The 10,818-nt window shown below is 48.5% G+C and carries 10 protein-coding genes and 1 tRNA gene; 6 read left to right on the top strand and 5 right to left on the bottom strand.

Annotation, left to right across the window (positions count from 1 at the left end; all coding sequences use genetic code 11):
- The 4 genes from Q0095_RS08395 to mraY all read right to left on the bottom strand — a co-directional run.
- A partial coding sequence (locus Q0095_RS08395) for an integrase arm-type DNA-binding domain-containing protein (protein ID WP_297883083.1) occupies window positions 1-445 on the bottom strand: 445 nt, incomplete at its 3' end.
- A 442-nt stretch (window positions 446-887) separates the two neighbouring features.
- Window positions 888-963: transfer RNA gene (locus Q0095_RS08390), tRNA-Phe, on the bottom strand.
- 553 nt (window positions 964-1,516) lie between these two features.
- A complete protein-coding gene (gene murD, locus Q0095_RS08380; protein ID WP_366806314.1) occupies window positions 1,517-3,028 on the bottom strand; it encodes a UDP-N-acetylmuramoyl-L-alanine--D-glutamate ligase in 1,512 nt (503 codons plus the stop codon).
- A 114-nt stretch (window positions 3,029-3,142) separates the two neighbouring features.
- The gene (gene mraY, locus Q0095_RS08375; RefSeq protein ID WP_297883081.1) at window positions 3,143-4,207 is read right to left on the bottom strand and encodes a phospho-N-acetylmuramoyl-pentapeptide-transferase; all 1,065 of its coding nucleotides are present in this window, start codon (window positions 4,205-4,207) and stop codon (window positions 3,143-3,145) included.
- A 198-nt stretch (window positions 4,208-4,405) separates the two neighbouring features.
- On the opposite strand from mraY, the gene gpmI reads away from it, so the two are divergent.
- From gpmI to rho, 6 genes are all read left to right on the top strand, one after another.
- Window positions 4,406-5,872 (top strand): 2,3-bisphosphoglycerate-independent phosphoglycerate mutase, encoded by a 1,467-nt coding sequence (gene gpmI, locus Q0095_RS08370; protein ID WP_297883079.1) that lies wholly within the window; start codon window positions 4,406-4,408, stop codon window positions 5,870-5,872.
- 100 nt (window positions 5,873-5,972) lie between these two features.
- On the top strand, window positions 5,973-6,716 hold the full coding sequence (fabG, locus tag Q0095_RS08365) for a 3-oxoacyl-ACP reductase FabG (RefSeq protein ID WP_297879893.1): 744 nt from the start codon (window positions 5,973-5,975) through the stop codon (window positions 6,714-6,716).
- Window positions 6,717-6,784: 68 nt separating this feature from the next.
- Entirely contained in the window at window positions 6,785-7,021 is a 237-nt protein-coding gene (acpP, locus tag Q0095_RS08360; protein ID WP_005873350.1) for an acyl carrier protein, read from the top strand.
- Between the two features lie 18 nt (window positions 7,022-7,039).
- Window positions 7,040-8,257 (top strand): beta-ketoacyl-ACP synthase II, encoded by a 1,218-nt coding sequence (locus Q0095_RS08355; protein ID WP_297883077.1) that lies wholly within the window; start codon window positions 7,040-7,042, stop codon window positions 8,255-8,257.
- A complete protein-coding gene (gene accA, locus Q0095_RS08350; protein WP_005873348.1) occupies window positions 8,257-9,195 on the top strand; it encodes an acetyl-CoA carboxylase carboxyl transferase subunit alpha in 939 nt (312 codons plus the stop codon). Before Q0095_RS08355 ends, accA begins: the two co-directional genes overlap by 1 nt.
- A 61-nt stretch (window positions 9,196-9,256) precedes the next feature.
- Window positions 9,257-10,603 (top strand): transcription termination factor Rho, encoded by a 1,347-nt coding sequence (gene rho / locus Q0095_RS08345; RefSeq protein WP_005873347.1) that lies wholly within the window; start codon window positions 9,257-9,259, stop codon window positions 10,601-10,603.
- A 21-nt stretch (window positions 10,604-10,624) separates the two neighbouring features.
- On the opposite strand, the gene Q0095_RS08340 is transcribed toward rho, so the two are convergent.
- On the bottom strand, window positions 10,625-10,818 hold a 194-nt coding region (locus tag Q0095_RS08340; protein ID WP_297883075.1), incomplete at its 5' end, for a hypothetical protein.

Below are 10,818 nucleotides of genomic sequence, written 5' to 3'. Positions count from 1 at the left end.
TCTTTATTCCTCTATCTTTTAGTATCTGCATTACGTGATTTTCAATACGCCCGCGCTTGGTCTTTAGCGTTTGGGGTAGTATGCTTTTGGCTTCAAGCTCTAGCCATTCGTTAAAGACCTTTTCAAAGCTGCGGTTATGCTCGCTTATCCTTTGAGCTTTGGCGCGTTTCTTTTCTGTGATAGGGTCGATACCTCTCATCACTAGCTTTTTAAGCTCGGTTCGCTTCTCTCGCGCTTCGGCTAGCGATAAAACGGGGTAGTTGCCTAGCCCCGTATTATTCAGCTTGCCCGTATTGGGGCTAATAAAAGCAAATACCCAGCGCTTGCGCCCGCTCTTGCTTACTATCAGCCCTAAGCCGTCGCCGTCCGTGAGCTTGTAGTCTTTGGCTTTCGGCTTTGCCTCTTTAATTTGCTTATCGCTAAGCGGTTTTACTATCCTAGCCATTGCGTTCTAACTCCCTTAAATGCGTTATTTGAGACGATTTAAAAATATTTTTTCGGTTTTCGGGTCAAAATCTCGCGCAAAAATATTTTTAAAATCGCCGCCTTTTTGCTCTCTACGTGCCTAAAATTGGGGATTTGATGAGGTTTAAAATATTTTTGCTTTTGCAGCGTTTTTTTAAGCTTCACAAAACCCTATTTTGGGCGTTTCAAGCGTTTTAAAACATTTTTTGGAGTGCCTTGTAAGCCCCTTAAATAGGGCATTTGGTAAGTTTTAAAAATATTTTTTCGCTCGATTTTCAGAATTTTGCCAAAAATATTTTTAAAATGTTTTTAAATTGCTAGCTTTGCCTGATTATTTTAGACTGCTTTAGAGGATTAAAATCACTTAAAGTCCGTATTTTAGGGGTTTTGTTGGATTGTGTTAGATTGTAAAAAATAGGCAATGGTGGTTAGAGGCAGAATCGAACTGCCGACACGCAGATTTTCAGTCTGCTGCTCTACCGACTGAGCTATCCAACCACTGAAAAAGAAAAGTAATTTTAGCCATGCAATACTTAAATCTCGGTTAAAATTCTCGATTCTTGCTAGATTTTTGCACGTTGCGCTCCAAAATAGCCAAATTTACTCAGTTGGAATTTTCTAAATTTTAGTGATAAAAATATTGCTTATGCAGTAATTTGCAATAATCAAAACGGCCTATCGATCTTAACAATTAAAAGGCAAAGTGATATAAAAATTATATTATTTAGCCAATTCCGCAAATTGTATACTTGGTTTTAGACTATGCAAAGTAGATAAATTCGCACTAGAAAATAGCATTGCTTTAAAATTTACATGCAATAACGGACAACAGACTGCGATTAGTTAAATTTGGCACCAAAATTTTAATTTTGACTTGGCGAAGCATCTTTATAAACATCGCGCTCAGGCTAATAGTGTGACATAGGGATGTTTACTTCGGGATTGAATTTATTTAGATATCCGCGCAGCAGAAGCGTTGAAATTTTAAAATACGATTGCAAATTGTATTAATAAAGGCTCGACCTGATCCATCTAAACTTGATATGCTTATCTATCCAAGTTGTGCGACTTGTTTTTTAAATAGTTCGCCGCGCTCGACGTAGCTCTTAAACTGATCCAAGCTTGCGCACGCAGGGCTTAGCAGCGCAATCTCGCCTGCTAAATTTACTGAATTCTTAAAATTTTCGGAATTTCTAGAATTCTGCAAATCCCAAGCTTCGCTGCCCTTTGCGTAGCATTTTGATGAAGCGTCACTACCCTTCGCGACGGATGAGCGGTCGTTACCGCCTTCATGCAGCATATTTTCGCCGCCGCTTGCGTCTATGCAAGAGCTTACGCCTTCGGTATCCGAAATTTCATCCCGCATTAAATTTCCCACGGAATTCTCGCCGCCTAAGCGTCCTTTTGAAATTTCATTTTCGCAAAAATTTTCTCCGCTCAAATACCGCCTCGAAATTTCGCTCACCGCCGTTTGTAAAATTTCACAGCGCACGCAAGGAAGTTTGTATTCGTCGCACAAAAGCACGATTTTATCGGTGTTTGATCCGATTGCGTAAATTTGCAGATCGTATTTTTTAAACTCCGCAAAAAGCGGGTGCAGATCCACGCCTTTATCGTCGCCGCCAAGGATCAGATGTATTTTGCGCCCCGCGTACCGCTTCAGCGCCTGCGCGCACGCATCGATATTGGTAGCCTTCGTGTCATTGACCCAGATCCTGCCGCGCGCGTCGGTAAACTCCTCTAGCTTATTGCCTTCGATCACGAAGTCGTTTAGTCGCATGGCGCCGCATCTGTCGAATAAAATTTTCTCCACGCACAGCGCCAAAAGCGCGTCTATCAAAAACGGCGTGCGGAATTTTATCTCGCCTAAATCGATGCCGAATTTTTGCGCCAGATCCGCTTCGTCCTCGTAGCAGATCACGCGAGCTAGGCTGTTTTGCGCGGCGGCGGAGCTTTCGTAGGCGCGCGGGATCAGCGCCACGGAGCCTTCGCGCATCGATAGCAGCGGCGAGAGTTTGGCGCGCTCATACTCCGCAAAATCGCCGTGCCAGCTGAGATGATCGGGCGTGATCGCAAGCAGCACGTAGATGTCGGGGCGCGCGCGTTTGGTGTAGTGCAGCGTAAACGAGCTCGTCTCCAGCACCCAAATTTTGGTACTTTTATCAAGTTTTGCAAGTGGAATGCCCACGTTACCGCCCATTTGCGAGCCGTATCGCTCGAGTAGGTGCTGCATCATCTTCGTCGTAGTGGTCTTACCGTTCGTGCCGCTGATCCAAATTTTAAGACCTTTGTAATCGTCGAAATAATCATATTCGCTGATTAAATTTTGTGCCTTTCGCACCAGCTCGTGATGCGGAGGGAAGCCTGGGCTAGGGATTTCAAGCTCGCTTGCGGCGGGATCGAACTCGCTCGGGTTTAAAAGCGCGTTGCCGAACTCATCCAGCTTCGGCGCGCCCGAAGAAATTTCAAATTTATCGTCGTATATCTCCCAGCAGCCGTCTTTTTGGCAGTGCTCGGCGATCGCTCTGGTCGTAAGCCCGTAGCCAAATAGCGATTTTTTCATTTTTTTCCCCTTTTGCCCCATAAAATTTGAGTTATCTCATCCGCGCTAAGCTCGCTCATTTCGCAGTATCTTTCGCGCGCCGTTTCGAAGTCGGGTTCAATTTGCGCTCGCATTTTACCTCAATTTCAGCGACGTCAGCGCTATGATATTTGCGATCAGCGCGATGATCCAAAAGCGGATGATGATTTTGTTTTCGACCCAGCCTTTAAGCTCGAAATGGTGGTGTATCGGCGCCATCAGGAAAATTCTGCGTTTAAAAATTTTAAAGCTGCCCACCTGCAAGATCACGCTGAGCGTTTCGATGACGAAGACAAAGCCGATCATTATGAGTAAAATTTCGTTTTTCGTGATGACCGCGCAGTATCCTAAAAACGCGCCTACGCTGAGGCTGCCGCTATCGCCCATAAAGACTTCGGCGGGGTAGCAGTTAAACCACAAAAACCCAAGCAGCGCGCCGATGAGCGCCGATACGATGATGCAGACTTCGCCTGCGCCTGCGACGCGCGGTAGCAAGAGATACTGCGAGTAGATAGCATGCCCACAAAGATAGGCGAACACGCCTAGGGTGCAGAGCGAAAACACCGACGGAATGGTCGCTAGCCCATCTAATCCGTCGGTTAAATTTACCGCGTTTGAGCTCGCGCTTATCACGATCGTCCAAAACAGCGGCGCGAAGATCCATAAATTTAGCAGAGGGTATTTGAAAAACGGCACGAAAAATTCCCCGCCCAGGTCGCTAAAAGCATAAAGTGTAGCTCCGATCAGAAAAGCCAAGAAATTTTGCAGTGCAAATTTAGCCCGTGCGCTAAGGCCTGCGTGGTTTTGGCGACCTAAAATTTTAGAGATATCGTCCTTAAAGCCTATGTATCCAAAGCCCACTAAACAAAGCAGCCCGCAGAGCACGAAGACGTTGTTTAGCTTGGCGCACAGCAGGCTAGCAAGCACCGCGGCGGTAACGAAAACAAGCCCGCCCATCGTTGGGGTTTTGCTCTTTTTCTGATGGTTTTGCGGCGCGAGCTCGTATATGGGCTGCGCGGCGTGTCTGGCTTGCGCCCAGCGGATAAACCGCGGCATAGCCCAGACCGAAAAACAAAAAGCGATAAAAAACGCGATTCCTGCGCGAGCGGTGATGTATTGGAAGAAATTTATATTCGTAAGATGGTAAAGATAATAAAACAAAGTTTGCCTTTTAAATTTTATGAAATTTTATACGAAAACGCGCATTTTAGTATAAAAGAGGTAAAATTTAGCTTTTAGGGCGGATGAAATTTTGCCGCATTTGCTAAAAGAAATTATAATGCCGCTCGTAAAAACAGCGCCGCAGATCCGTTTCAAAAGACCTGTGCGGCGAAATTTAGACGAAATTTAGGAGCCAAAATGGGGCAAAAGACGATTTTACTTATCACCGACGGCATCGGCTTTAACGCGAGCGATAAATTTAACGCGTTTGCAAACGCAAAAAAGCCCGCCTATGATTATCTTTTTAAAAACGTGCCCGATACGTTGCTGCACACCTCGGGGCTTGCCGTGGGCTTGCCGCAGGGGCAGATGGGAAACAGCGAAGTAGGGCATATGACGATCGGAAGCGGTAGAATTCTGTATCAAAACCTAGTCAAAATCGATCGCGCGATCGATGAGGGCTCGCTCGAGAAAAACGAAGCGCTGCAAAGCCTGCTTTCAAAGTGCCGCAGGCTGCACGTCATAGGGCTTTACAGCGACGGCGGCGTGCATTCTCACCTGCGCCATTTCGACGCGATCTGCGAGATAGCGCAGAATGCGGGTTGCGAGACATGGGCGCACGCTATCACCGACGGGCGCGACGTTTCGCCGAGCAGCGGGGCGGAATTTTTAAAGCACCTACAGGCTAAATTTAAAGTCGGCAGCGTTTGCGGGCGCTTTTACGCGATGGATCGCGACAAGCGCTTTGACCGCGTAAAGCGCGCTTACGACGTGCTTATGGGCGAAGCGGCGCCGCTTGAAATTTCGCCTAGCGAGTATGTGCTGCAAAGCTACGAGCGCGGCGTGAGCGACGAGTTTATCGAGCCTGCGAGCTTTAACGGCTTTAGCGGTATCGGCGCGGATGACGGAGTGATTTTTATAAATTTTAGAAACGATCGCGCTAGAGAGCTTTGCGCGGCTTTGGGCGATGAGAATTTCGGCGAATTTGAGCGAAAGCTCGTCGTGCAAAATTTAATCACGATGAGCGAATACGACGCGAGCTTTAAATTTCCACTGCTATTTGAGAAGCCTGTGCTTAAAAATACGCTTTGCGAAGTGATCGCGGAAGCCGGTCTTACGCAGCTTCACACCGCCGAGACCGAAAAATACGCGCATGTGACGTTTTTCTTTAACGGCGGCGTCGAGGAGCCGCTGCCGAACGAAACTCGCGTGCTGATACCAAGCCCGAAAGTAAAAACCTACGACGAGCAGCCGCAGATGAGCGCGCCAGCGGTGTGCGACGCGGTGATCCGCGGTATCGAAGCGGGGATCGATTTTATAGTCGTAAATTTCGCAAACGGCGATATGGTCGGCCACACGGGCAATTATGACGCCGCAGTAAAGGCAGTCGAGGCGGTGGATGAGTGCATCGGTAAAATTTTAGGCGCGACGAAGGCGCACGATTACGCCTATGTCCAGATCAGCGACCACGGCAACTGCGAGGCGATGCGAGACGCTGACGGCGAAATTTTAACCAACCACACGACCTTTGACGTGTTTTGTTTCGTCGCGGGCGAGGGCGTGCGCGAACTAAAAAGCGGACTCGGGCTTAGCAACGTCGCAGCGACCGTGCTAAAGCTAATGGGACTGCCGAAGCCCGCGGAGATGGAAGAAGCGCTATTTTAAAATTTAAACGGCACGGCTCGCGAGTAATTTGAGATAACTAAAATTTAATCAATTTGGATAAATTTACGCTAGAAATTAAAATTTTAACAAAAGGATAAGTATGAAATTTAGCGGGAAAAATGTTTTAATCACGGGCGCAAGCCGCGGTATCGGCGCACAGATCGCAAGGACTTTAGCTGGCTACGGGCTTAAGGTGTGGATCAATTATCGCTCAAAGCCCGAGATAGCCGACGCGCTGCTAGAGGAGATCCGCGCAAACGGCGGAGAGGGCGCCGTGATAAAATTTGACGCGACGAACGAGGCGGAATTTAGCGAGGCGATTGCCCTGATCGCGCAAAGTGACGGCGAACTAAGCTATCTGGTAAATAACGCGGGCGTCACGAACGACAAGCTCGCGCTTAGGATGAAGCTGGAAGACTTCATGGGCGTGATCGAAGCAAATTTAAGCAGCGCCTTTATCGGCTGCCGCGAAGCCCTAAAACTAATGAGCAAAAAGCGCTTCGGTGCCGTCGTAAATATCGCCTCGATCGTCGGCGAAATGGGCAACGCCGGGCAGGTCAATTACAGCGCGAGCAAGGGCGGAATGATCGCGATGAGCAAGAGCTTTGCAAAAGAGGGCGCAGCGCGCGGAATTCGCTTCAACTGCATAACTCCGGGCTTCATCGCTACGGATATGACGGATGCGCTAAGCGACGACGTAAAAGCAAGCTACGAAGCGAGCATCCCGCTTAAGCGTCTCGGAAGCACGAGCGACGTCGCCGAAGGAGTTGCGTTTTTACTCAGCGACGGCGCGGGCTACATTACCGGAGAGACGCTTAAAATCAACGGCGGGCTCTATATGTAGCGTTAAATAGCGGAATTTAAGGTTAAATATTATAGAATTACGCGGTATTTTTTTAAAGGAGTGCTAAAATGGCAGTATTTGAAGATGTAAGAGACGTAGTTGTAGAACAACTCAGCGTTAGCCCGGATCAGGTTAAACTTGACTCTAAAATTATCGAGGATTTGGGCGCGGACTCTCTTGACGTAGTTGAGCTAGTAATGGCTTTAGAGGAGAAATTCGGTATCGAGATCCCTGATAGCGAGTCCGAAAAATTAGTAAGCATTAAAGACGTAGTAGATTATATAGAAAATTTGCCTAAGAAATAAAATTTTAAGGAAGCGGTTTTGAAACGAGTCGTAGTAACGGGCATCGGGATGATAACTTCTCTCGGGCTTGACAAACAGAGCAGTTTTGAAAATATCTGTAACGGAAAAACCGGGGTTGATAAAATTTCGCTCTTTGACGCTAGCGAATTTCCGGTTCAAATTGCAGCTGAAGTAAAAGGTTTCGATCCTTCGAGCATAATCGAGGATGGAAAAGAGATAAAAAAGATGGATATATTTATCCAGCTGGGACTTAAAGCCGCGGGCGAAGCTATAGAGGATGCTAAATTTAGCGGTTTCGATAGCGACGAATTCGGCGTTAGCTCGGCTAGCGGTATAGGCGGTTTACCGAATATCGAGATAAATGCCAATACCTGCTTGCAGCGCGGTCCTAGGCGGATTTCGCCGTTTTTTATCCCTTCTGCGTTAGTAAATATGCTCGGCGGCTTTGTTTCTATATATTATAAATTAAAAGGTCCGAATTTATCCAGCGTTACGGCTTGTGCGGCTTCCGCACATGCGATTATGGACGCTGCGAGAGTTATTATGATCGGCGAAGCGAAAAAGATGCTCGCAGTGGGAGCCGAGGCTGCGGTTTGTCCCGTAGGTATCGGCGGATTTGCCGCGATGAAGGCGCTTTGCGCTAGAAATGACGATCCTGCGCACGCTTCACGTCCATTTGATGCGGAGCGAAACGGCTTTGTTATGGGCGAAGGCGCGGCGGCTTTAGTTTTAGAAGAGCTAGAGGACGCAAAAGCGCGCGGCGCTAAAATTTACGGCGAGCTCGTAGGATTCGGCGCTAGCGGCGATGCTTATCATATCACTTCGCCTAGCCTAGACGGCCCGATCCGCGCTATGAAAAAAGCCTACGAGATGGCGGGACGCCCAAAGATTGATTATATCAACGCCCACGGAACGTCCACCGCGATAAACGATAAAAACGAAACTGCGGCGTTAAAAGAGCTTTTCGGCAAGGGCAAAGTGCCTGCGGTCAGCTCTACTAAGGGTCAGCTAGGACACTGCCTAGGCGCTGCCGGAGCGGTAGAGGCTGCGATCAGCCTTTTAGCGATGCAAAACGGCATCATACCGCCTACGATAAATCAAATTTCAAAAGATCCAGATTGCGATTTGGACTATGTGCCAAACGTCGCTAGAAAAGCCAAACTCGATTGCGTCATGAGCAATAATTTTGGATTCGGCGGCACGAACGCATCGCTTATTTTCAAAAGAGTAGATTAATGGCTAGCTATCTGGACTTCGAAAAGTCTATAAAGCAGATCGATGAGGACATCACCGCTGCAAAAATTCGCGGCGATGAGGACGCGGTCGAAATTTTAAATAAGAACCTCGAAAAAGAAATTTCCAAAGTTTATAAAAATTTAAACGAATACCAAAGACTTCAGCTTGCGCGTCATCCGGATCGCCCTTACGCGATCGATTATATTCGTGCGCTTTTGCAAGATGCCAGGGAGCTTCACGGTGACCGCGCCTTTAGAGACGATCCTTCGATCGTGTGTTATCTGGGCATTATGGGTAACCGTAAAATTGCCGTGATTGCCGAGCAGAAGGGTCGCGGTACCAAAAACAAGCTGAAGCGAAATTTCGGCATGCCCCATCCGGAGGGCTATCGCAAGGCACTGCGCGTAGCAAAACTTGCCGAGAAATTCAACCTTCCTATTTTGTTTTTGATTGACACTCCGGGCGCATATCCGGGACTTGGTGCCGAGGAGCGCGGTCAGAGCGAGGCTATCGCGCGAAATCTATATGAGTTTAGCGATATTAAAACCCCTACGATTGCCGTCGTTATAGGGGAAGGCGGCAGCGGTGGAGCTTTGGCTATCGGCGTGGCTGATCGGCTGGCGATGCTTCAAAACTCAATTTTTTCGGTTATCTCTCCCGAGGGCTGTGCTGCGATTTTGTGGAACGATCCAAGCAAGAGCGAGGCCGCTACGAAAGCGCTAAAGATCACTGCCGAGGAGCTAAAAGAGCTAGGCTTGATCGACGACGTGATCAAAGAGCCTAAAACGGGCGCCCACAGAGATAAAGACGGCGCGATAAAAGCGCTTGGAAACTACGTCTTAACCGAGCTGCACAAGCTAGACGATCTTAGCATAGACGAGCTCATCAGCAGAAGGCAACAAAAAATTTTAAGGTTCGGTGCTTATAAAGAAAACTAAATTTTAAATTTCGCAACTTTTTTAAAACCAAATTTAATAACTTCACACTCTAAGAGGACAAATGGAAAATACAAATCAAAATTCCGCTCAGACCGCCGTTTCAAATTCTAATCAAAACGGCAGAAAAACTTACGCTAAAACGCACGTTCCCGTCGAGGGCTACCAGATCGAGGAGCTCCGCTCGATGGATCTTGAAAATCTCATCGCCATAGCAGACGAGCTAGGCGTTGAGAACCCACGCGAATTCCGCCGCCAAGCGCTCGTTTTTGAAATTTTACGCATGCAGACGAAGCAGGGCGGCTTCATACTTTTTACGGGGATTTTGGAGGTTACCGCCGAGGGTTACGGCTTTTTGCGCGGCATAGATTCAAATTTAAGCGATAGCGCTAACGATGCCTACGTGAGCCTCAGCCAGATCCGCAAATTCGCTCTTCGCGTCGGCGACATCGTCACGGGCCAGGTGCGCGAGCCGAAGGATCAGGAGAAATACTACGCGCTTTTAAAGATCGAGGCGATCAATTATAAATCGATCCAAGAAGCCAGAGAGCGCCCGTTATTTGACAATCTCACGCCGCTTTTTCCGACCGAAAAGCTCAAGCTCGAATACGATCCTATGCGCCTTACCGGTCGTGTGCTCGATCTTTTCACCCCGATCGGCAAGGGACAGCGCGGGCTCATCACGGCGCCTCCGCGTAGCGGTAAAACGGAGCTTATGAAAGAGCTTGCCAACGGCATTACGCGCAACCACCCAGAGGTCGAGCTTTTGGTACTGCTAGTCGACGAGCGCCCGGAGGAGGTCACCGACATGGAGCGCAGCGTGCGCGGCGAGGTGTTTAGCTCAACCTTCGATCAGCCTGCATTCAATCACGTCCGCGTCGCCGAGCTCGTCATCGAAAAGGCAAAACGCGCCGTCGAAAACGGCAAGGACGTCGTCATCCTGCTCGATAGCATCACTCGCCTTGCGCGCGCCTACAACACCGTCACGCCTAGCAGCGGCAAAGTCCTAAGCGGCGGCGTGGACGCAAACGCCCTGCACAAGCCGAAGCGCTTCTTCGGTGCGGCGCGAAACATCGAAAACGGCGGCTCGCTCACCATCGTCGCTACCGCGCTCATCGAGACCGGCTCGCGCATGGACGACGTGATCTTCGAGGAGTTCAAAGGCACGGGCAACAGCGAGATCATCCTCGATCGCAACATCTCGGATCGTAGAATTTACCCCGCGATCAATATCACCAAGTCCGGCACGCGCAAAGAGGAGCTTTTGCAAGGCAGCGAAAATCTGCAAAAGATCTGGGCGCTGCGCTCGGCGATCTCGACGATGGACGACGTCGAGGCGCTAAAATTTTTATACGCCAAGATGCTAAAAACCAAAGACAACACCGAGCTGCTATCGATAATGAACGGCTAAATTCTTTAAATTTAGCCTTATTTAAAATTTTGCTCTAAATTTAGCGGCATAGTTTGCACCGCTTGCCGCGAATACCGCCACGTAGCTTTGTATGCGCTTTGAAGGCGTCGCGTTTTTTCTTGTAAGTTTCGCCATAATAAGTTTAAATTTATCGCGATATTTGCTAAACGTTTTGCACTCGCAGCACGAGGTGCGGCGCCGCTCGACAGAATTTT

The sequence above is a fragment of the uncultured Campylobacter sp. genome (genome assembly GCF_938045535.1).
Lineage (GTDB): Bacteria > Campylobacterota > Campylobacteria > Campylobacterales > Campylobacteraceae > Campylobacter_B.
The sequence above is the reverse complement of the archived record's forward strand: the minus strand, read 5'-3'. Positions and strand labels throughout refer to the sequence as shown.

Excerpts from the sequence above, each read along its gene's own strand:
- murD (WP_366806314.1), bottom strand. The coding sequence starts at position 3,028 with ATGAAAAAATCGCTATTTGGCTACGGGCTTACGACCAGAGCGATCGCC.
- gpmI (WP_297883079.1), top strand. The coding sequence starts at position 4,406 with ATGGGGCAAAAGACGATTTTACTTATCACCGACGGCATCGGCTTTAAC.
- fabG (WP_297879893.1), top strand. The coding sequence starts at position 5,973 with ATGAAATTTAGCGGGAAAAATGTTTTAATCACGGGCGCAAGCCGCGGT.
- acpP (WP_005873350.1), top strand. The coding sequence starts at position 6,785 with ATGGCAGTATTTGAAGATGTAAGAGACGTAGTTGTAGAACAACTCAGC.
- accA (WP_005873348.1), top strand. The coding sequence starts at position 8,257 with ATGGCTAGCTATCTGGACTTCGAAAAGTCTATAAAGCAGATCGATGAG.
- rho (WP_005873347.1), top strand. The coding sequence starts at position 9,257 with ATGGAAAATACAAATCAAAATTCCGCTCAGACCGCCGTTTCAAATTCT.